General features: G+C 37.0%; 19 protein-coding genes. 5 read left to right on the top strand and 14 right to left on the bottom strand.

Features of this window, described 5'->3' with window-relative positions:
• The first annotated feature begins 99 nt into the window (after positions 1-99).
• Positions 100-1,230, top strand: coding sequence for an acyltransferase (locus AABK36_RS20800; RefSeq protein ID WP_309940493.1), 1,131 nt, complete (start codon positions 100-102; stop codon positions 1,228-1,230).
• 75 nt (positions 1,231-1,305) lie between these two features.
• Here the strand turns inward: AABK36_RS20800 and AABK36_RS20795 are convergent, their stop codons facing one another.
• On the bottom strand, positions 1,306-2,247 hold the full coding sequence (locus AABK36_RS20795) for an MBL fold metallo-hydrolase (RefSeq protein WP_309940495.1): 942 nt from the start codon (positions 2,245-2,247) through the stop codon (positions 1,306-1,308).
• A gap of 98 nt (positions 2,248-2,345) precedes the next feature.
• On the opposite strand from AABK36_RS20795, the gene AABK36_RS20790 reads away from it, so the two are divergent.
• Together AABK36_RS20790 and AABK36_RS20785 are read left to right on the top strand one after the other, a co-directional pair.
• Complete coding sequence (locus AABK36_RS20790) at positions 2,346-3,359, top strand: sensor histidine kinase (protein ID WP_309940497.1); 1,014 nt, start codon at positions 2,346-2,348, stop codon at positions 3,357-3,359.
• Positions 3,352-4,104, top strand: a complete 753-nt coding sequence (locus tag AABK36_RS20785; RefSeq protein WP_309940501.1) for a LytR/AlgR family response regulator transcription factor — start codon at positions 3,352-3,354, stop codon at positions 4,102-4,104. Before AABK36_RS20790 ends, AABK36_RS20785 begins: the two co-directional genes overlap by 8 nt.
• A 5-nt stretch (positions 4,105-4,109) precedes the next feature.
• On the opposite strand, the gene AABK36_RS20780 is transcribed toward AABK36_RS20785, so the two are convergent.
• The 6 genes from AABK36_RS20780 to AABK36_RS20755 form a co-directional block, all read right to left on the bottom strand.
• Entirely contained in the window at positions 4,110-4,874 is a 765-nt protein-coding gene (locus AABK36_RS20780; RefSeq protein ID WP_309940503.1) for a LytR/AlgR family response regulator transcription factor, read from the bottom strand.
• Complete coding sequence (locus AABK36_RS20775) at positions 4,867-5,940, bottom strand: sensor histidine kinase (protein WP_309940505.1); 1,074 nt, start codon at positions 5,938-5,940, stop codon at positions 4,867-4,869. The genes AABK36_RS20780 and AABK36_RS20775 overlap by 8 nt, the downstream gene beginning before the upstream one ends.
• Before the next feature lie 64 nt (positions 5,941-6,004).
• Positions 6,005-7,375, bottom strand: a complete 1,371-nt coding sequence (locus tag AABK36_RS20770; protein WP_309940507.1) for a TolC family protein — start codon at positions 7,373-7,375, stop codon at positions 6,005-6,007.
• Positions 7,375-7,728 (bottom strand): hypothetical protein, encoded by a 354-nt coding sequence (locus AABK36_RS20765; RefSeq protein ID WP_309940510.1) that lies wholly within the window; start codon positions 7,726-7,728, stop codon positions 7,375-7,377. Before AABK36_RS20765 ends, AABK36_RS20770 begins: the two co-directional genes overlap by 1 nt.
• A 105-nt stretch (positions 7,729-7,833) precedes the next feature.
• A complete protein-coding gene (locus AABK36_RS20760; protein ID WP_309940512.1) occupies positions 7,834-11,001 on the bottom strand; it encodes an efflux RND transporter permease subunit in 3,168 nt (1,055 codons plus the stop codon).
• A gap of 48 nt (positions 11,002-11,049) precedes the next feature.
• Positions 11,050-12,165, bottom strand: coding sequence for an efflux RND transporter periplasmic adaptor subunit (locus tag AABK36_RS20755; RefSeq protein WP_309940514.1), 1,116 nt, complete (start codon positions 12,163-12,165; stop codon positions 11,050-11,052).
• Positions 12,166-12,614: 449 nt separating this feature from the next.
• Between AABK36_RS20755 and AABK36_RS20750 the strand changes: the two genes are divergently transcribed.
• Together AABK36_RS20750 and AABK36_RS20745 are read left to right on the top strand one after the other, a co-directional pair.
• Positions 12,615-12,773 carry a hypothetical protein gene (locus AABK36_RS20750; protein WP_309940517.1) on the top strand — a complete coding sequence of 53 codons (159 nt, stop codon included), beginning with the start codon at positions 12,615-12,617 and terminating at the stop codon, positions 12,771-12,773.
• Positions 12,774-12,879: 106 nt separating this feature from the next.
• Positions 12,880-13,038, top strand: a complete 159-nt coding sequence (locus AABK36_RS20745) for a hypothetical protein (protein ID WP_309940518.1) — start codon at positions 12,880-12,882, stop codon at positions 13,036-13,038.
• Positions 13,039-13,109: 71 nt separating this feature from the next.
• Here AABK36_RS20745 and AABK36_RS20740 read toward each other — a convergent pair whose 3' ends face one another.
• The 7 genes from AABK36_RS20740 to AABK36_RS20710 all read right to left on the bottom strand — a co-directional run bounded on the left by AABK36_RS20740 (position 13,110) and on the right by AABK36_RS20710 (position 23,290).
• Positions 13,110-14,213 carry a PepSY-associated TM helix domain-containing protein gene (locus tag AABK36_RS20740; RefSeq protein WP_309940519.1) on the bottom strand — a complete coding sequence of 368 codons (1,104 nt, stop codon included), beginning with the start codon at positions 14,211-14,213 and terminating at the stop codon, positions 13,110-13,112.
• Positions 14,214-14,230: 17 nt separating this feature from the next.
• A complete protein-coding gene (locus AABK36_RS20735; RefSeq protein WP_309940521.1) occupies positions 14,231-15,529 on the bottom strand; it encodes a hypothetical protein in 1,299 nt (432 codons plus the stop codon).
• Between the two features lie 30 nt (positions 15,530-15,559).
• Positions 15,560-17,923, bottom strand: a complete 2,364-nt coding sequence (locus tag AABK36_RS20730; protein ID WP_309940523.1) for a TonB-dependent receptor — start codon at positions 17,921-17,923, stop codon at positions 15,560-15,562.
• A 266-nt stretch (positions 17,924-18,189) separates the two neighbouring features.
• The gene (locus AABK36_RS20725) at positions 18,190-19,665 is read right to left on the bottom strand and encodes a TolC family protein (RefSeq protein ID WP_309940525.1); all 1,476 of its coding nucleotides are present in this window, start codon (positions 19,663-19,665) and stop codon (positions 18,190-18,192) included.
• 50 nt (positions 19,666-19,715) lie between these two features.
• Positions 19,716-21,068 (bottom strand): HlyD family secretion protein, encoded by a 1,353-nt coding sequence (locus AABK36_RS20720; RefSeq protein ID WP_309940527.1) that lies wholly within the window; start codon positions 21,066-21,068, stop codon positions 19,716-19,718.
• Positions 21,069-21,123: 55 nt separating this feature from the next.
• A complete protein-coding gene (locus AABK36_RS20715; RefSeq protein ID WP_309940528.1) occupies positions 21,124-22,776 on the bottom strand; it encodes an ABC transporter transmembrane domain-containing protein in 1,653 nt (550 codons plus the stop codon).
• A 223-nt stretch (positions 22,777-22,999) separates the two neighbouring features.
• Positions 23,000-23,290 carry a hypothetical protein gene (locus AABK36_RS20710; protein WP_309940529.1) on the bottom strand — a complete coding sequence of 97 codons (291 nt, stop codon included), beginning with the start codon at positions 23,288-23,290 and terminating at the stop codon, positions 23,000-23,002.
• Positions 23,291-23,357 lie beyond the last annotated feature (67 nt).

Here is a 23,357-nt window from a genome sequence, read left to right as displayed (position 1 = left end):
TATCTAGATGAAAGTAATCATTGAATTCTAATTTCGGGCAATGCCAAATGAATTATTCATGCAGAAATTTTAGTTTTCAAACCAAAAAACATTTTTAAGATGAGTCAATCAGCATACACTGCAACTGCTTTGGAAGATCAAAGCCCTACTGGATCCGGAGCCCCTAAAAAGCGGATTTATTATTTGGATTATTTGCGAGTGATTTCAATTTTCATGGTGCTTTTAGTCCATGCCAGCGAAATTTTTTATTTAGGACCTTCGATGCTGGAAATCAAAATCGATGAAAACAATGGCTTCTGGGTAAATCTTATCGACAGCGCGATGAGAGCCTGCGTCCCTTTATTTGTCATTGCTTCTGGTTATCTGTTGCTCCCACTCAAAGATTCTCCTGAAACGTTTTACAAAAGAAGATTCTCCAGAATTCTGTTCCCATTCATCATATGGTCCATTCTATATGCTGTTCTGCCTTATCTCTGGGGTGCCATAGACTTAGCAACGATGAAAACGCAACTTTACACGCTTACGCATAGCTTCAACATGCCGAGCGGTCACCTGTGGTTCATGTACATGTTTATCGGAGTTTATTTATTCATGCCTATTATTTCTCCATGGCTAAAAGAATCCTCGAAGAAATTTATGGAGTTCTTTTTAGGCATTTGGTTTTTAACCACTTTTTATCATTTCGCAAAACTGATATTCCCCAATATGCTCGGAGAAGTCTATTGGAATGAATTTCACACTCTATGGTACTTCTCAGGATATATTGGCTATATAGTTTTGGCTGTATATTTTCGCAGATTTGTCAACTGGTCAACAAGTAAAAACCTCATTGTCGGCATACCGACATTTCTAATTGGATATGCTGTCACCTATTTTGTATTCAAGCATCAGATGGGCACTGCAAAGGATTTGTATCAACTTGAACTCTCTTGGAGATTTTGCACCCCTAATGTAGCAATGATGACTGTTGGCTTGTTTCTGATCATCAAAAGCATCAAAATAGAAAACCAATCGATAAACAAGGTTATCAAAGAAATCTCGCGATTAAGTTTTGGAATCTATCTAGCGCATATGTTCTTATTAGGTCCAGTATACAGCTACCTTATCAAAGGACTTGAATTATCAACTCCTGTAGCTATTATATCCACTGGAACAATTTGCTTCATCGCAACTTTAGCCTTAGTCAAAGCACTCTCCTATTTACCTAAGAACAAATACCTAATTGGGTAAATAAGCCCAACTCACTGCTATCAATTATCAATGTTTACATTCTTATAGCGGTGAGTTGATTTTACTGTCAAAAAATTAAATAAAAGCTTCATTAAACTCCTCAATCAATTCATCGATTTCCTGAACGCTGTACTTTCTTGAAAAATGGACAGGCACAACCTTAGACACTTGACATTGCTTCATGATATGACCTGACATAGATGCGTAGCTATGATAATTCTTTTCCGCTAATTCTTTATCCTCATCTTTGTAAAAGCTCTCTATAATGACATCATCGCAACCTGTGAATTTCTTTTTAATCTTTTCGTGATTCTCAGGACAAGCTAGATGATCCATGATTACTCCTAGTCTTTTGCCTTTTTGAATGCTTATCATATGAAACAAATCCTTAGCCTTATGCTTCTCTTCTCCAATTTTTATTAGCCTTTCTCTATCATTATTCTCAAAAGCCTGCTTCAATTCGGCAATCCATTTTCCTCCTTTGTATCCATCAGGCAAATTGATCTTAACCTTATCATGTCCTTTAAATAGGTAAGCTATGGAATCGGTTTTATGATCCAATATCTCATATTCAACGTAAAAATCCTTTTCCTCAAAAACTCTCCCGCTCGAAAAGGCCATTTCATCAGCTTGATTCCAATGCGGAGGTTTTAAAATCGCAGATTTGATCTTGCCTCCCTTGTGTATTTCCCTTACTTCATAAATAATCGCATTCTCGTCAATTAGGTTCCAACAATAACTCTTCAACCTGCTTTGAACCTGACCGATAATTCCTTCAGGCCCGCAAATCACTATTTTTCTTCCTACTCCGATCTGATGCCTCAAAATCGTGTCAAAATTAACAAAGTGGTCGATATGCGTATGGCTTAAAAAAATAGCATTTGCATTTTGGCATTCTTTGACGGTTAAGCTTTTCGCCTCTCCGCACTCGCATATATAATTATATGAATGGTTGTCTACTTTTATCAGAATACATATATCCTCGTCTCTTTCGCTCTTTATATCCGCTCTAAACATGTCTTTTTAAAAATATCACTATAATTTCAAAAAACTTATTTTTATAACACAATATATATAGTTATTTTCATCTTTATAAAGTTTTTAAACAAAAATTAATGGACAAAAGATTACGTGTTTTTTTCTGGACCATTCCTATACTATTGGCTCTGGTAATCTATCTTGAATTGATCATAGCCAACTTAACAAGACCTGCGAACCAACAAGAGCAATTCAGCTTTATCTTGTTTGCCTTTGATATTTTCAAGATTTATATCTATTGGTTCACAGCTCAAACATTAATCAAAAAATTCAATATAAGTCTAGTCGTATTTATTATTTCCAGCTTGCTAATTGGATTTCTAAATGCTGGATTTGATTCATTCGCAAAACAAATGATGATCATTTACACGCCTCAAGATGATGTTCTAAAATGGGACTATATCAGATATTATTTCTCCGAAGGAGTTGTGCAAGGTGTTGTCATTTCTTCATTTGGCTTTATGTTTCAATATTTTGTTCAAATAAAAAATCTGGAAGCACAACAAGCTGAAATCGAGAAGGAAGCTTCCAAAGCCCAACTGCATGCGCTCCAAACTCAAATTCATCCGCACTTTTTATTCAACAACCTCAATACTTTGCAATCATTAATAGAACCTGAAAATGATTCTGCCCATGAATTCCTAGCGTCTTTGGCTTCAGTGTATCGATCGATTCTGAATTTCAGATCGACAGACCTCATTCCATTGGAAGAGGAAATAAAAATAGTGACGGAATACAGCAATTTGGTTCAAAGCAGGTTTGGCGATTGTTTTACCATGGATATTCAAATCAAAGATGATAATTACTCCATACCTCCATTCACATTATTGACACTTGTTGAAAATGTCATTAAGCATAATCGAATAGACGAAGAACATCCTGTCAACTGCCAAGTCATTCAGAAAAAAGATGAAATCATCGTAATAAACAATTTGCAAGAAAAGAACAGCTCCTACTATTCCAATGGAATTGGACTGGAAAATATAAACATCCGCTACGAACTAATTGGAAACAAGCGCATAGACATTCAAAAATCAGAAAACGAATTCATTATCAAAGCCCCACTTTTCACTATTAAAGAATATGCATAAAATAGTCATCATAGAAGACGAAAAACCCGCTATCAAAAACCTCAAAAGAGCATTAGACAAAATAAACTTGAATCATGAAATACTCGCTGAGATCTCGAGTGTGGAATCAGCCGTAGATTGGTTTAAGGCCAATGAGCAACCAGACCTGATATTTCTTGACATCCAGCTTAGCGATGGCAATAGTTTTGAAATTTTCGATGAAATAACCGTTAGCTCTCCTGTAATTTTCATAACAGCCTACGATACTTATGCGATCAAGGCTTTTGAACTGAACAGCATATCTTATCTGCTAAAACCCCTTAGCTATAAAGCGCTAGAAAAAGCAATTCAAAAATTTGAAGACTCAAAACCATCCACAACTACTTCTCAGAATCTAAGCTCTGTCATAAAAAACATATATCAACCCAAAGAATATAAGAACCGCTTTCTTGTGAAAAAAGGAAGCGACTTTATCAGCGTCAAAGTCGATGACATCGCTTATTTCTACTCTGATGATCTTACATTTTTAATAACGCACAAGAACGACAAATTCATTATCAACAATACGCTGGAACAACTGGCAGGAGATCTAAATCCTCAGGAATTTTATAGAGTTTCAAGAAAAGTAATCACCAATATTGAAGCGATTTGCAAAGTTCAAACACATTTTAACTATAAACTTTATGTGGAATTAAAGCCTAAAACAGACTTTGATATACTTATCAATAAAGACAAAGCTGGAGAATTCAAAAGATGGTTGGGTTAAAAGACTCAACCATTCAGCCAATTTTTAAACTTGACGGATTTTTCTGAGGAAATGAACACCTCTCCCTCCGTTTCAGGCAAAAGCATCAATTTCAATTTGCTTTTAGAGTAAGCTAACGCCTCTTTAACAGCGTTTATCGAAATTAAATATTTTCTATTAGCCCTGAAAAACATCTCCGGGGAGAGTATTTGCTCCAAATGGTCAAGCGTATGGTTCAAATCATACGTCTTTCCATCCGTGGTTCTTAAAAATACGGCTTTGCTTTCAGCAAAAAAATAAGCGATTTCTTCAACCTTTACACTGCGTATTGTATCCCTGAAATACACCATGAATCTCTTGCGATAGGACTGTTCCTGCTTGGCAATCCAATCCCCTAGCATTTGATAATCCACCTTGTCAGCAGAAACATTATCCGCAAATACATTTTTGTACTTGTCTATCGCCACAGTCAGTGTCTCTTTAGACACAGGCTTAAGCAAATAATCGACTGAGTTCTGCTTAAAGGCTTCCAAAGCATATTGATCATAAGCTGTTGTGAAAATAATAGGACAATCAACTTTTATCTGGTCGAAAACAGAAAAAGCATTGCCATCAGCCAGATGAATATCCAAAAATATCAAATCAACTGTATTCTCTGACAAATAATGTATCGCTTCAGCGCATGATTCCAATATATCTAGAATCATGAACTCAGGCTCAATGGTATTTATCAACGCTTTCAGCTTTCTTGCAGAAGGCATCTCATCTTCAATGATCAATACTTTATTCATGCTCTTTGTTTATTAAGGGAATTCTGGCAATAAATGCTCCGCCAACAACTCCAAAAAAAGGAGAAGGAGCTTCCATCAAATTAAATTTTTCTTCCAAGTTTCTCAAGCCTGTCTTCGTGGACTCTGTAGTTTCCTCTCTTAATTGCAAATTGTTTTCCACCCACAACTCCTTATCCTTGCAATAAATCTTCAATCTCAATGGATTTGCTTTGGAAACTTCATTATGCTTGACCGCATTTTCCACCAAAACCTGCAATGTCAATGGAGGAATGAAACATTTGCTATTTTCTTCCGACACTTTCAATTCATACTCAAACCCAGACTCGAAGCGACTCTTGAAAAGATAAAGATAAGCTTTGATGAAATCCAACTCTTCATCCACTGTAACTAGATTCAAAGCATTTATCTTCAACACATATCTGTAAATCTTGGCAAAATCTTGTATAAAATGATCCGCTTTTTCCACATCCTCATAGATCAATGAGGACAGCACACTCAAATTATTGAATAGAAAATGATGGTCCAACTGCTCTTTCAAAACGGAGTATTTTGTATCAGTCTTTTCCTTTTCAAGCTCGGCGATCTTCACTCTCAAACTGGCTTGAGCCTGAAATTGAGTAATCAGTTCTATCAAACACAAAAACAGCGTATTCATTACGACAGGCATAATAAACCTCAATTCTTTGTGATCATGCTTAGTCGATATATTATGTCTAAGCTCTTTAGCCAGCTCATAGTCTATTTCCATCACTATGTTGCTAAAGAATATTGTCAGCCCTATCAATATGACTAAGAATAATGCATCGGCGACGAATCTCAATGCCCAATATTTGCTCCAGGGCAGTACCTTATTGAAAAATACAACTACATGATAAAGAACAAACGCGTCAAAAACACTTTTGGTGAGAATGAAAATGAATATAGTCAAATCAAACTCTAGATTATCAAAGCTCCTGTAACCAAACAAAACCATCAATCCCATTGACATAGCAATCATCACAAGCCAAATAAAAATGATCAAGGCTAGTCCTGCTTTTAACCCAAATGGTTGTTTGAAAAGTTTCATATCTACATGTTATATCAATATCACTACTTTATTTTATAAGCTCATTTCACTTCTTCAATATATATCATTCTCGCGAGTCTGACAAAAGCATCCCCGAAAGCTGAAGCAAATTCAATTCCGCCACTTTAGCATCAAATTGAGCCGCGTTGTAATTATTGGCGACGGTCAGAAGATTTTCCTGCGCTGTTCGAAACTCAATTGAATTAACCTTACCCAATGCGAACATTTCCTTAGTTGTCTCAAAGTTCAATTCTGCTTGCTTCAAACTAGTCTCTTGCAGGTTCACAATTTTTCTCTTGTAATCATAATCAATATATGCGTTGACCGCATCTCTCTCCAACTGGGACTCAAACTGCTTCGTTCTTTCTTGTTCAGAATATAAATCCAACTTGGCATTTTTTTCAGCGATTCTTTGTTGACGCCCGTTAAAGACATTAAAAGTTGCCGTCAAGCCGACTGTCAAACCAACATTTTTATTGTACAACAATTGTCCCACTTCATTGTCTGTCGTGCTGTATCCATACGATCCATATGCGCTCAACTCCGGAGATTTATTCGCTTTAGTGATCTTCATTTCCAATTCTGAAATATCTTCTTGTTTCTTTTGCGACAGTAAGCCTGCATTGTTTACCATCACACTTTGAACAACCGTCTGTTGGTCCAAGTCATCTCTGAAAACAATCGCTTCGTCAACTGAGTAGTTTTGATCAACAGAGATTCCCATAGCCACATTCAAATTTTTAATGGCCATCAAATAGTTCTGTTCCGCTTGAAGCAAACTTGTGCTATCTGCATTTTGATCGACTTCGGCATTCAAAATATCCAAACGACTTGCTTGACCGACTTCCTTCTGGTCTTTCACCCTTTGATAGCGATCATGTGAAATTTTCAAGGTTTGCTTGGCCAAGCTCCAGCTTTGTTGATTTCTGCAAACTTCATAATAAAGCTCGGCAACTTCCAACATTGTATTCTCCATTTGCTGGCGGTAAAGGATCTGCTCTTTTTCATTTTCTCCTTTCAGTTTCCTATAAGTATAGACGTTTCCCAAACCATCGAACAGCACATAATCCATGCGTACATTCGCATCATAGGTTGTGCTTCGAGCTCCGTTCATTTCGATAGTCTCGCTCGATGACTCGCCAGCGCTATTCATGCTCATCAATTCCATTTCTGTATTATTGCTGGCATGTTCAGCTCCCCCGCTTGCTGTAATTGAAGGCAAAAGCCCTGCATTGCCGACAAACGCGCTATTATCTGTTTTTTCCAATGACGCTTTGGCTATTTTTATATCGTAATTATTCAACATAGCGATTTCCATCGCTTTTTTCAAAGACATTTTTTCCGTTAACTGTGCTTCAACGGGAATATCTTGAGCGATGCCATCGAATGCCAACATGCATATCAACATCATCATTGCATATTTATATTTTTTCATTATCTAATTTGTTTAATGGGATTTTTCGTCTCTTCAATACTGTCTTTGCCCTGTGTTTTGGGTGATTTCCTCGCCTGTTTCAATCGACCAACTATTCTTAGCGTTAAAAACAACAAGAATACAGTAGACAATGTCGCTACGACCATTCCATAAATAAGAGTGAGATTGAAAGTGATATTTTCCATATGCTGAGCATAAAAGAATTCTTCCTTTTCACTCTCCATTCTATGCATTCCAAACATATCCGCACCCTCCAATTCATTGACATGAAAATGAGACAAATCATGCTTCTTATCGATGTCTGTATTACATTCAAGCTCAATTTCACTCGATGACCGTCTGATGCTATCCATGCTTATAGATTCTATTTTTATTATTTAAACTTAGTGGGTTAGGCTTGCGCAAAATATAACTGATCGATGCAATCCAACTTTCGCTCGATTCAACCTGCTCGAAATCTACATTTCTTCATATTCGTATTCCATTTCTTTTATCGCGCTTTCCACTTCTTCGGCGCTAGCTTGTCTTCCTTCTTTAAATGATTTCCAAATGACTTTCATTCGATTGACTATCATAAGCATAACAGGCAATAAAAATAGCGTGCATAATGTTGCTATGACCATACCGTAAGCCAAAGAAAGCGCCACAGGAATCAAAAATTGAGCTTGAAGGCTTGTTTCCAGTACCATAGGCGCCATACCGACTACTGTCGTCAGCGTAGTGAGAATTATCGGACGATAACGTGACGTTGCAGCTTCTACCAATGCGTCATAGTAATTCTTTCCCGACTTCAAATTAATGTTCAAAGCATTGATCAACACCAAGCCATCATTGATCATTACTCCAACCAAAGCAATCATTCCCATAAAAGACATTAAACTCATAGACATCCCATGAAACCAATGTCCAAACACAATTCCTATAAACGAGAAAGGAATCATCGCATAAACCAAAATAGCTTGACTTACGGACCTCAAAGTGAAAACCACTATGGTAAACATCAAAAGAAGCACTACCGGGATAACCACTTTAGCCGATTTCGCTACCTTTTCCTGTTCTCTTTTTTGACCGTCGTATGAAGCTCTCACTCCCGGATATTTTTCATACAAGGGTTCCAAAACTTCTTTTTCAAGCTTGCCCAATATAAAAGGCAGTGATGAATTTGGATCTGTCTGATTCGCTTCAAGCTGTACTTCTTTCTCAAAATCCAAATGTTGAATACTCGATACTCCATCAACCATGCGTAAGTAAGCTAATTCCGACAATGGATAAGCTGAACCATCCGATAGCCTTATTTTCATGTCTTCAAGATCTCCAATAGACTTTCTGTTATCATCATTGTACTTGACCCATACTTTCACCTCGTCTTTGCCTCTTTGGAGTCTTTGAGCTTCATTTCCAAAAAAAGCTTCTCTGACTTGTGAAATCACATCTTGAATAGTCACTCCTAAATGATGTGTTTTCTCTTTTAATTCAATCTCAATCTCTCGATTCCCAACAGGTGTATTATCTGAAATATCAGTCAATTCAGGCATATTTCTCATGCCCTTTTTTAAGTCTTCCTTCGCATTCTGAAGCACATCGTTGTCATCCCCAAGCAAGGATATTATCAAACTTTTACCAAAAGGATTAAAGCCTTCGTATGTGAGGGTTTCCGCTCCGGCTATATCACCTACTTTTTTCCTGATTCTGGAGATTGTTTCTTCCGTTCCTCCATTTCTCACTTCAGCATCCAACAGTGTGACCTCTATCATAGCCTTGTTGCCTGAGTTCATAAACCTTTGAAAAGACTGGCTGATAATATTTTTATTCTCCGGCTGCATTGGTTTCATTTCTTCATTAACTTCCCATATAGCCTCATGGATGATATCCAAAGCTTGTTGCGTAACTTGTTCCTCAGTTCCAGAAGGCATAGTAAGAGTAACTGTAAAATTGTCTCCATCCACTGAAGGAAAAAAAGTTGACTCTACCATGCGACTTGACACAAAGCCGAAAGCCAATATCATCAATGAAATGAAAACCGATATCGTAACAGTCTTGAATTCAATAGCTTTTTTAAACAGCGGAACGTAAATATTATCTCTAGTCCAAAGCAACGAATCTTCTGCCCAGCTCATGTATTTTTTCCATTTGCTTTGTTCATTCCTGTCTTTCAAAGCTTTTGAATGAGCTAGATGAGAAGGCAGAATTATTAATCCTTCGATTAACGAGACAAGAAGAATGATAATGACAATAACCGATATCTCCGCAAACATATCCCCCATCTTTCCATCCAAGAAATAAAATGCGGAAAATGCAAGCATCGTGGTCAACACTCCTGAGATTACCGCTGGCAAAACTTCCATAGTCCCATCCACGGCGGATTTCACTGGCGTCTTGCCCATTTTGAAATGTCGATAGATATTTTCGGCTACGACTATAGCATCATCCACAAGAATCCCCAGCACCAAGATCAAACCAAACAAAGACATCATATTGATTGTAACCGTTGTCATGGGCAACACGACAAGCATTCCCAACATAGAAAACGGAACTCCTATGGCCACCCAGAATGCAACACGAGGATTAAGAAATAATGAAAGAAAAATCATCACCAACACCATCCCCATCAATCCATTGTCAGACAATAAATCTATTCTTTGATTAAGCGTCACAGATGTATCTCTGTTTACTTCTGCGTAAAGCAATGGTTGGTTGCTATTGAATTTTTCCAAATACGCCTTTATCTGATCGGAAGCATTTACAATATCTTCATCAAATGTAGTATTAATATTGACTATAACGGCTTGACTGCCATTAAAGAGAACTTTTGACGGAGAATCCTCCCACTGGTCTTTGATTTCCGCGACATCCTTTAGCCTGATTACACCTCCATTATCGGTATTTCGAATCACTATATTCTCTAAACCGGATCCTTGGTAGTTTTTATTTCGCACTCGAATAAAAAACTCTTCCTCACCGTCTTTGATACTACCCCCTGTCATTACCAAGTTTGTCGATGAGACGGCTTTAGCCACCTCTGAAAATGTAAGATCGAAAGCTTCAAGAGCGTCTTCATTTAGCAAAACAGCTATTTCTTCCTCTGGATAGCCATTTAGTTCCACTTTGGAAATTCCATCCATTTTCAAAATATCTCGCTCCACCTGCTGAGCAGTCTCTTTTAAAACCTTCAAGTCCACTGGCTTGCCTTCTCGAGCAGTAATTGCGAAATTTATCGCAAAGTTTATATCATCATGCTTATAAGTAACAACCGATTCCACATCAATAGGAAATGAGGCAATTCTATCCACGGCGTTCTTCACATCATCCAATGCCTCATCCATATCCGCGCCTTTCAGCATTTCAATGGTTACAGTACCAGAATTCTCCATGGAAACAGAAGTGATTCGGTCCATATTTGAAATGCCCTTCACTTCTTCCTCAATTTTCAAAATAGCTCCTTCTTCAACTTCCTCAGGTGATGCTCCTGGATAGAGAATATCAACATACACATTTCTCGTAGGCACGCTTGGAAAAAAGTTCCTTTGCACCCTAGACAAACCTATTATTCCAAACAAAGCCACCATAACCATCACTATGTTGACAGCCAGCGGAAACTTGATAAAATATGATATAATATTTTTCATCAATCTGTTTATTTAAGTTTAAAATGATTTGATAACAAGACCACTAACTTAGCCTTGTTTCACTCTCACTTTCATGCCGTCATAAGCGCTTTTTATCACTGTTTTCAAGACATATGCATTTGAATCCAATCCGCTAATCACTGCTTGATCGCCTTGAACAGACAAGACTTCCACAGGCTTTAGTTTCAAAATATTGTTCTCAACTATAAAAACTTCATGATTATTATTAAGCAATTTCCTAGGCAAGGACATAGCTTCAACAAACGGTTTGGCTTCCATCTTGGCATTCAAAAACATCCCTTCTTTCAAATGATTGTCATATACTCGGATGAATACTTTCACTGATTGCGAAGACTTGTCAACATCACCACCAATACGAACAACTCGACCTTGCCAATCTCCTTCAATATCGGATGAGTAAAGCACTGTTTTAGTTCCTATTGCCAAATTTTTCATCTCAGCGAGAGGCACAGTCACCTCCAAATCGAATGCTTCTGAAGATATAAAAGTCCCCAACTCAGAACCAGACCTCACAGCAGTACCAGCGTCCACATTTGAAGTAGTAATAACGCCTGTGAATGGTGCTCTCAGTGTATATTTTCTCAGTTTTTCCTCACTTGACTTAATTTTATAATATGAACCATGAATCCCTTGCCCAATTAAAAATAACCTCTCTTGCTCAGAGCCCGCTTTTGGCAAAGCAGGTAGCTCATCTTCTACACTCACATTACTCAAATACTGTTTCCACAGAGGATATGAAGATGGGTAATCCGCTTTTAGATCCGGCAGTGCAGTTGTTATCAGATTAACAAAGTCAGCCCTGTCGGCCGAAATACCAATGGCAAACTCTTCAGCGTCTATTTGAAGAAGAATTTCGTTCTTTTTATAAATAGCTCCTTCTCTGAAAATCTTCGCCGATGACAATAATTGCCCATCAACTTCAGAAACGATTTCATATCGATCAACAGCTCTTAGTCTTCCTGTCACTTCAATAGATTGTTCCACAGTGCCAATTAGAGGCTGAACAACTTCCACAAGAACACCTTTAGGTTCCGATACTGCTTGTGAATCAGTGCTAGCCTTAGTTGGCAAATTCTTTATAATACCAATGGAAATCACCAACACAAAGACTCCTAACGAAAGGGAAATTATACGCTTTTTCATAATGATATGTCATGCTTAAATTTCCCGCAACTTAGATCCAAGAAGCCTTTTTATAAAAAAGAACACGACGAACCTAGAAAATCGGAGAATGAAAGACCGCAAAAAGTGGATGAAATTTTCAAGAAAAATCTAAAAGACAAGATTAACTCGCGTCAAAAAAGCTTTCAGCATGTATGCTGAGTTTGCATTTTGAATACCTGAAATAACGAATTATAATATTACTGAAAAATTCATAGATTTTTTCTTTAAAAAAATTGACAATAATATAATTAATCTCAATATTTACTAGACATTTATATTTTTTAGTATCAGCTATTCTTTAAAAAATTAAATATTCAATAATTCCTTAAAATGGAAATGATTGAATTTACAGATAAAATATTATCCAAGACCTGAAGCTCGAAGGTCTCAAAAAGGTCGAGCGTTTTATCATTTTCAAATATTTCATCATGAAAAATTTTGCGAACATTAAAGGTGCAAAGACATTATCGAAAAAATCTTTGACGGAAAGAGTTGGTGGTAGACCTCCTCATTGGGAGCCATGCCCATGGGGTTACCACAGATGCGAACCAAACCTTTGTGTAAGAAACAATCAGGGATGTCCTTGATCAATTTTCCATTGCATTTTCATTAAGAGATAATATCATCTCAAGACTTGAATGTTTGCAAGTCTTAAAATTGGCCAAACATAACACGTCTATTTAACTTTTTATCATGAAAAATTTCGCAAGTATTAAAGGTGTTAAAGTATTGTCTAAAAAGTCGCTAACTGAAAAAAATGGAGGCAGACCGCCTCATTGGAAGCCTTGCCCAACAGGTTACCACAGATGCGAACCACATCTCTGTGTAAGAAACAACCAAGGTTGTCCTTGATAAATAAAGCAACAGGGAATTTCATTTGAAATTCCCTGTTATTAAAAATCAACAATTAATAGCTATAAAAATTAATGCTTTTTCTTCCTCCTGTTCAGCCACATAAAAAAACCTGTTATAGGTAAACTTGTCGCTACTAAACATGATAGGAAGTATATTATTTTTGAAAGTTTGCCAAAGATAAAGCCTACATGTATCGCCTTGATTGAAGCCATAACTTTTTCTCCAAAATGCTTACCCTCAAATAAATCGGCCTTTATAGTTTCTCCAGTATAAGGATTCATTGTCAATCTGTCATAAGCATCCAACAAATCTGCTGGATTTTTAGCGCTTATGGAATACGGCTCGTTTTTTTTCTTAGGAAATCTAAAGGTCAAATCTCCCTCATATCCCAACTGCTTCGCACTGATTTCAGCTAACTTATCCAATGATAACCGCTCATCAGATTCATTTGATTGTACTGCGTATTGTTCTTTTTTGCGTTCGACGCCAAAAAAACTATACATACCAGCCCTATACCAATCAAATGACCAAAACAGTCCCGACAAAGACATAATCAGCAGTATCAATAGAGTATAAAAGCCCAATGTATTATGCAAATCATAGTTAATTCGCTTCCAACCCGCATTTAACTTTAGCCTGAGGCCTTTTCTGAACTGCGCTTTTTTGAATTTTCTAGGCAGCCATAACACAAGGCCGCTCACTGATAAAATCACAAAAATGATAGTGCTGATCCCTACAATAGGCCGGCCAATCTTGGTATCCAAAAGCAACCATCTATGCATACGAAAATTAAACATGAAGAAATCCTTCAAAGCTTGGCTTGGCTGTCCAAGAAATTCTCCAGTGTACCTATCCATATGCAACAACTTCCCTCTTCTCGAGCCTTCCTGAAATACTCTAACGGCGGCAGATCTGTTCACGTCTTCATAAAAGCTGATGCTCATGACTTTTTCACCTTGAGCAAGAGCTGTTTTATACAATTCCTCTCTGGATAGAAGCTCCTGTCCCGAAGACGTGTTGTAATAGACATTTTGATTGAATGCTCTAGTCACCTCATCTTCAAATACCAAAACCGTCCCGGAAAGACATACCAAAAACAGAATGACTGAAGCTCCAAGCCCCAGCCATAAATGTATGTCAAATAATAAACTGCGAACCTTCTTATTAATCATTTCGCTATAGTTTGCTATTATTGATAAATACCTTGAATGTACACATTGCCGCCATCAAGTTTAACAGTCTTTTTGAAAGCGTCAGGAGAATCAGAAGTTGGATCAAACTCGTAAATGTGAGCTTCTCCGCCTATTGGACTAATAGCCATATAGAACTTGCCTTCATCAACTACACCTGATTGATAATTTTGTAAATATGATAATGGAACATTCATTTTCACAGCTGTCTTATTATTGATGTCAATTTTTGCCACGGACCAAATATTATTATTTTCGCCTCCAGCCATATCTTCCATGCAAATAGGCATATAGCCTATTCCATTTCCTACATAAAACCAACCAGCTGTAGAAACCTCTTCTCCCAATGCTTGAGTCACATTGAATACATAAGAATCATCATAAACACTGTTGCTTAATCTAGTAATCACAGTCTTTGAACCTTGGCTCAAATCAAAGCCAAAACCACTCATAAATTGATTGCTTTGATAAACAAACCCGTCCTCAGCCAAATACATTGAAGGCGTTCTATATCCATTAGTATGACCATCAGCCACATCGCTGTAATCAACAGTCGGATTTTCTAAAGAAGGGTAATCCAATACCAAAGTTTCCAAACCTTTAACTCTATCCTTGTCTGAATTTCCATCCTCATATCTCATCAAACCAAAATAAACTTTACCATTTGAGGCTATAGGAGCATCCACTCTTGTAGGGTAAGCTTTTTGAGCTTTTGATTCTTCAGTTGTTGGTATAACAAAACTATGCTGATCCGTAACTACCAAATCTGGTATTCGGATGGTAGCTACTGACATTGTAGGAATTACATCTTTAATAATTTGATTTTCTTCATCTTCATAGACATATTCCACATCTACATTATAAATCATCATATTGTCATCGCTGACAATTTTATATCTTGGATATTCAGTGCCGACAGCTGCTCCTCCATTTAGTTCTTTAATCAATTGATAACCTCCCGCTTCCAAAGGTCTATACTGAGAAATCAAACCAGTTCCGTAGTTCAATGAATATACATAACCATCATGGCCAATAACTCTAGCCGCTCTCTCTCCCGGCACTTGCAATCCATTATTTATAAAAGTGTGCTCGCCTTCTGTCAAGTCGTCAATATGATCTATATAGTTTTGAGTTTGACCTCCTGCTTCTATTTCAGATGCCAATGTGAATGAATTTTCAGCATATTCGGGATCGTCTCCTCCCCCAGAACCTTCATTAACATTATCATTGCATGAAACTGCCATCATCGCCATAGCAATGATTGAGAAATAAATGTGTTTTTTAGAGAAAATTCTCATGATCGTGTATATGTAATTTAAAATGTGTTTTTAAAAGATTCGGTAATTAAGTTTGAGATAAAAAGCTCTTCCAGGCTTTTGCAATGCGAAGTTGTCAAACAGTTGAGCATTCGTGATATTTTTTAAATCAAAAGCTAAAGAGACTTTATTTTTTGGAAAACTATAATTCACTCCAAAATCGTGATAAAGTTGGTCAGGAACCATATCCTTTCCATCCGAACCTCCTGCCTCTATAAATCGATAAAACTCTTTCACATATCCCATTCTCCAATGCACAGTCATTCTTGAGCCTCTGGTAAATACATTTTTGAAATGATAAGCCGCTCTATTATTAATTTGAAAGTAAGGCTCATTGGGTATTCTTTCGTTATAAAATAGATTATGATTGCCGTTCGCATCAACTGGTGTTTGATCTCTTGAGTCCAGATAAGACATGGCAAAAGAAAAGTCAAAGACATCTGCGTAATGGTATTTAACATCAAAATCAACACCCATACTGATTACTTTGCCAATATTTTCAAACCTGAAAAACTCAGCTTGAGTAGTTCTAGAAGTTGTCTTAAAGAATCTATCCCTTGTATCACGATAGAATAAATTTGTTTGGATATCAAAACGATGCAAAATACTCGGTCCAATATCCATAAAATTCACTCCTAAATTATAGTTGTTGCTTTTTTCAGGCTTTAAATGATAAGAGGCCTCCATGTTTCTTGAAGCATTTCCAAACAATTCATTAGGTCCTGGCAATCTAGCCGCATTTTCAAATGAAAACACCAAGCTTACTTTTGAATTAAAAGAATAAGAAGTTGCCAAACCATAGCCTAAATGCGAACCTACCGTATCAAATCGAACAGGCACATACTCTCCAAGATCACTGCTATACTCAGAGTCATCAACATCAACATCATATACATAGTACTTCGTAAATATCGATGTCTTCAACTTTTCATTAAAAGACTTATTTTCCAAAGTTAAACCTAAAATATGCTTGTTTGTCCTCTGTCTATCTTCCAAAGTTCTTTGATCAGGACTCGCCAGCGGATCGTCGCCAGTTTTGATCAAACTTGAAAACACATGATTGACACCTATTTTGTAATTCTCGCTTAACTGGTAAGTAACATTGGTCCTATTGAGATAAGATAAAAATTCATTTGTCAAAAGCGTCTTGGCTCCCGCTTCTCCACTATTTCTCTGCCCATCAATTTGCCCATACCAATTATACTTATTGCTTGAAGTATCTACCAAATGAAACGTCTCCTTGGAAATTGCAGAAAATAATTTCACGTTCAACCCATCAACTAATAAATCATCTTTGGCATAGGAAAGATTCGGCATAAAAGTCTTTTGCTCATATCTTCTCTCTCCATACGGAATAACCATAGTCGCTCCATGCTGCACATCTTTGTCTAGGTTCGAAGCTAAAATGCTGATGAAAAATTGATCTGCCCATTTCTTGTCTGTCACCCCCAAGTCAACCTTTGCGCCATAAGACCTGAAAGAATCGTGAAATCTCTCGACTTTCATTCCTCTATCAATTGTAAAGTCAGGATTTGTCACATAAATATCATCTCCCCAGACCTGATAGTTATTGTCAGAATAACTGTACATCAATGAACCTCTCAATGTCAATCCTGTCTTCTCATCTTTCACTTGCCCTGTCAAACTTGATTGATGCGTATTAAATGACCCGAATGAATATGAAAAGTCCAGCGCATTGCCGCTATTCTTCTTGGTTACCAAATTCACCGCGCCTCCTAATGCGTCATTGCCTAACTCTACGGGCACAACACCTTTATAGACTTCCATCCTCTCTATCATGGAAACAGGAATATTATTAACTGAAAAAGATGAGCCAAAAAAGTCCATGGGAACTCCATCCATAAAAAACCTGACGGCATCTCCCGTAAGCCCATTGATATTAAAGGATGTCCCGCTACCTAATCCACCACTCTGTCTTACTCTTATTCCGGGAGTTTCATCCAAAAGTTCATTCACTTGGACCGACTGCTTTTCAAGTTGTCTTGTGGTGATCAAATTGACTGAAAAGCCCTTTTCTCGTATCGCTTGTATTTCTGGATCGCCATTGACCACTACCTCTTGCAGCTCCATTATGTCCTCTTCCAAGCCAATACGAAGACTTTCTTGCGACGATTTCACAACGACCGTTTTAGTCTTGTATCCCATAGAATTAACTGACAAAGTGAATGGCAGACTAAATTCTTTTGGAATTGACAATTCAAAAAAACCTTTGTCATCTGAAATCGTACCAATTGGCTCGCCTTCTATCGAAATATTTGAAAAAGGAATTGGCCTTTTTGAATGAACATCAAATACATTTCCTCTAATGGAAACTCTATTTTCCGCTAAACCTCTCAAGGCAAAAACAAAAGACATTAAAAACAATAACAATAAAGGTCTAAAGCGATACATTATACTATTTTCACTAACTTATATTTGAATCAAATCTAAATTAGGTAAAATATGGGACTCCCCAAGATGCAGGTATATTTATTTAATCTAAATAGCAAAACTTCTTCGCAATATAAAGTTAAAAAGAGGAAAAATAATATTCATAATGAAACCTTACCAAAATCATGAATAAAAAAAAGCTAACCCCATAAAGGAGATAGCTTTCTAGTTTATCTTAAAATAAAGTGTGTTTAAAAACTTTCCATTTCATTTTTGAGCTCTATAAAATCACTTGTACCCGAAATAAATTCGTAATCAATAACATTAATTCGAGTCTTTCCAAACAGTTTGATCCAATCTACTTGTGCTTTGATATAATTAGATTCTCGACTATTAACCAAGAACAATGATCCCTCTCCTACGCTGTAAAGTCGTTGTTCCGCAGTTAGCAATGAGCCATAATTATTCATAGTCTGAGAATACAAGTCTAGCTGATCCAAATTATTTTGGATCGTCTGAAGCTGCACCTTCACCTTCGCTACCAATTCCTGCTGCTTTGATTGATTTGCGTAATTCTGCTCCTCGATTTTCAATTCTGAAATCTTCACACCAGCACGCTCTTTCCTCAAAAACAAAGGCATTTCAAAACTAACTCCCCATTTGTAATTATCCAGTGGACTAAAGGCTCTGCTACCATCTTGAGACAAAACATTCTCACTAAGCACATTGTATTTCAAATTCAGATTTGGTTTCAATTGCTCTTTGCTCCATCGTTGCTCAAGCATAAGCATGTCTATTTTTGTCTGGTTTTGCTTGATAATTGGATGATTTTCCAACAACGAATCGACATTTACATCTTCTATTAATTTTGGTGCTTCCAACAATACTTTTTCCAATGCCTCAGGTGTCACATTATCGCTTAACGCCAAAGGAATACTTCCATTAAACCACATGTACGTTCCCAATTCTTGAGTTGCTTTGTAGTATTTTATCTCAGCATCCTTAAGAGCCATTTCTTGCTCTTGCACTTGAATCTTGGCAATCAAAGTATCCAAAGCAGGCTTATCACCCAATTCTGAATTTCTTTTGATTTGCTCAAATCGCTCAGTTGACAACTCTAAAGATTTATGGTATGTGTCAAGAATATTATAAGCTACAAACCAATTCCAATAGCTATTTCCAGCTTCTTGATACAACTTGTTAAGTCTGATCTTACGTTCTTCTTCATTATAAGTCTCATATTGTTGAGCTTTCTTGCGCTCCAATCTTCTTTTATCCAAGGTCAAGCCTCTTAGAAGATTCATTGAAAGACCTGCATAATACAATCCACCATCCGGAGTTTTACTCTCCGGATTAATATATTCGCCTACACTCTGGTCTACTCCTGCCTGTAACTCCAAGCCCAGCCAAGTAGGTATCTTGACACCAGCGCTAGAGTGTTGATAGTACCTTTTATCGTCAAATCGCTTTTCTGATGACTCAGCATATAGCTTTGGATCAAACCCACCCTTGGCCTTTTGTTCCAAGAGTTCGGATTCCTTTAATCTCAATTCCGCACTTTTAGATAAAGGATGATGCTCAGAAACAAATTTCATAAAGGTATCGAAATCCATTACTGAAACTTCCAGCTGTGGATCTTCTGAATCGCTTTCTTGTGCCATAGCACTATCAACAACCCAAATCAACCCCATCAAAACCAAGCATATGTTCTTTAATATTATCTTCATAGTTTCGGATTCAAAATTGCTTGTTATCAATACTTTCATCAACATACTCATTACTTCGACTTTCCATCCGTCGTAGAAGTAGCAGGCTGATAATAATCCGCAGGGAAACCGTTGCTCAAACGCCACAGCTCATACCAGATCTTCACATCATTCAACAATACAATATTGTGCGTACCCGTACCCACTTTCAAAGCGTCAGGCCATTCTTTATCATTCACATCAGGAGATACAAGAACTCTATATTTTCCATTAGCACTTATAAAGTTGTCTATAGCGAAAATCCTACCTCCATAGGTTCCATAAGATGTGTTCGGCCATCCTGAGAAGAAGATTGCCGGCCAGCCGTCAAACCTAATTCTTACTGTTTGTCCCTTAGCTAGCAATGGCAAATCCATTGGCTTGACAAACATTTCTATCGCTAATTGGAAATCCTCCGGCATAATCGTGGCTATTGACTCGCCTTCTTTCACTGTCTCGCCTATACCCGAAGGCAAAATTTTGGTAATATGACCGCTTTGAGGTGACGTAACATAGTACAAGTCATTTCTCAACTTGTAATTTACGTGCTGTCCTTTCATTTTAGAAAGTTTGATCTCAGCGTCAAACATATTCGATTGGGCCGTGTACTTGTCAGACTCAGCTTTGGCTATGCTATTCTTAAAACTGGATTCTATCGCGTTCAACTCAATTTCAGCATTTATAAGCTCATTTCTGCTTGAAAGCAATTTATTCGCTGAAGCAATTTCCTCAGTTTTGCTTTTCTGCATGGACTGTCTTTTGCTTTCCAAATCCGTCAATGACTTCAATCCATCAGCATGCAATTTTGAGGTACGCTCATATTGCTGTTGCGCTATATTTCTATTCAACGATTTCGCTTCCAAATCCAAGCTGTCGCTTTTGATTTTTAAATTAAGCTGTTCAACCTTATTTTTTCCTTGCAATAACTTTTGTCTTTTATTTTCTCTCAAAGCTTCAATTTGCAAATCTAAAGCATTCACTTTGTCTTCATAAGAACCCACGGATTGTTCAACAGACTGAATCTGATCCCAAGTTCTATCCACCAATTCAGGATCAAAGTATTCCGATTTAGTCTCTGAAATATGAAGGATAGTATCGCCCTTTTGCACATAATCTCCCTCTAGCACATACCATTTCTCTATCTGACCTCCTATGACACTATGCACCTTTTGAGGTTTTTGCTCAGGCCTTAGGGTCGTAACCGTGCCCAATGAAGGAATATTCTGAGTCCATGGCAAAATAAGTACCACTAGCACTAGTGCTAAAATAAAAAAAATCTTATAAACTATATTTCCTTTTATTTTTTTCTCTTCAAAATATCTCAATGACTGATAGTCATTTTTATTGATTTTATTTGAATCTGAATTATTTGATATATTCAACATGGCTAATCAATTCTAAAATTTCATCATTTACACTTTCCTTTCGATTATTCATCGATTAAGTCGTTAAAGTTTCTTTATTCTTGCCTTCCAAAGAGTTTCTCCACATCTTGCAGTCTCTCAAAAGCACCAAAGACCAAGGTCTTTCACTAGAAACAAAGTAATCCATAATAGATTCGCGTTCCTCTTGTTTGAACGAACGCATTGATCTGTTGACAACAATCAATTCCGGTTGCGCATAAATCAATCTTGCTAGCAATATTTTTTCCTTTGTCACCGAATGGAGTCTGCACCCACCGCAACAAATTATCGTATCCAATCCTTTATCCAAAGTCTTTACAAATGACTCTAAAGCCACTAACTCCAAGATTTCACCTAATCTTCTCAAGTCGACATCCTCTGCTCCCATAGATATATTATCGACAAAAGATCCCTCGAAAAGCTTGTCTTCCTCAGAAAATGACTTGATTCTCAATCTAAAATCTTCGCTTACCACTGGCCTGCCTTTTACCAACATGAAGCCTCTTACAAGCTCTTCATACCCCATAAATACTTTGCCCAGCACATTTTTCTCTGTAGCGTTATATTTCTCAAGAAATAATCTTTCCTTGTTGCCTACAATCAAGTTCAAATCCTTAAAAAGAATTTCCCCTTTTCTGCTGTCCATGATGGTAGCATTATTCAGTTCTAACTTAAAATCAACTCCTTCGTCGATTCCGGCAGCAAGAGAGTCGTCATCATCAAGATCCATATCAGTAACATGAGAAATTTTAGCCAATCCGGTCATCATATCATATAGCGTTTCAAGACTCATAATGAGTTTCTCCACAGATCCCATCATCATTACAATAACAATCTCACTGGCGATAAACTGTCCGATATTCATCATTTGATTGATCACCATATATCCACCGATAATCAATAAAAGCGAAGTAATGATAATTTTAAAGACCACCATCATCCCAAACTGCTTAACAAGAATATCAAAGTGACTTTCACGGGCCTTCACATATTTGCTTGCGTACTCATCCGCTCTGTGTATCACATATTCAGAATCTGTTGAATTCTTGAACGTCTCGCTCGAACGGGCAACCTCTTGCAACCAATGAGCCATCTGGTATTTGTGCTTGGAAGCTTTTTTACTGAATTCAAAACCTCTTTTGGCAGTAAATTTGTAGACAACTACTGCAAAAGCAAACAACAATAATGAGAAAACGAGAAAAAACGGATGATAAAATGCTAAAAGTATCAATCCAAACAATACTTGAAGCAAAGCGCTGCTAAAATCAATAAGTATTTTCGACAAGCCTTTTTGGAGCGTCATAGTGTCAAAAAACCTATTCGCTAATTCCGGCAAATAATTGCTATCCGCCAGCTTTTGCTTGATTTTAGGAAGTCTAAAAGCGAAATCAAATGATGATCTGACAAAGATCTTTTGGCTAATTCTTTCAGTCAGTCTTAATTGATATATCTGCAATATGCCGATAGCCGCTATACCGAAGATTACAAATGCCACCAACACAACCCAAGAAGTTGTCACTTGCCCACTTTGGATAAAGTTCACAATTGACTGAACACCTATAGGCAGAGATAAACTCACTAGGCCACTGAAAATAGCATATACATAAATATATCTGATTTCTTGATGATGCGGTTCTAGTAGTTTTAAGAATCTTTGAACTATCGCATAATTCTTATTCTTGCTGCTCATATTATTTTAGAAAATTGAATACAGTTATAATATTATTGTTTGCCCCTTTAATCTACACGCTATTTAAAGCTATATTATTGCTTTCAAGCGAAGGCATATTATGAATTGGAGGAATTAAGACGCAAGCAGTCCAATCTAACATAGATATAATCTAAAATTAGACACACTAATAAAGATAGGGAAGCACCCTAACTATTTTTCGAATTAATAAGATGAAATGAGATTAAGCATTTTCAGGAGGTGGAGATATTATATTCTGAAAATGATCTAAGCTTCTAGAAATAAATAAATACTCTCCATTGGAGTTCATCATTCTCATAAAAGAGAATTTAGATTTTGCGTTTAAATAGTGATCGAACGACTTTTCCACTTCAGTCTCTTCAGTACTTGAGCTCTCTTTTTCAGTCTCGCATTCCGATTCAAACTCTTCAGTCAGTTCAACTAATTCTTGATCATCATCATAGTCTAAGGCAAAATTTGATTCAAATGCAAATAGCATGGTGAATATTACCATTATTTTAGTAATAACCAGCAAAAAGTTTCGCGCGATATCTTTCTTCCCTCTCTTCAAACCTATGAGT

It is taken from the genome of Aureibacter tunicatorum (assembly GCF_036492635.1).
Classification (GTDB): domain Bacteria; phylum Bacteroidota; class Bacteroidia; order Cytophagales; family Cyclobacteriaceae; genus Aureibacter; species Aureibacter tunicatorum.
The sequence above is the reverse complement of the archived record's forward strand: the minus strand, read 5'-3'. Positions and strand labels throughout refer to the sequence as shown.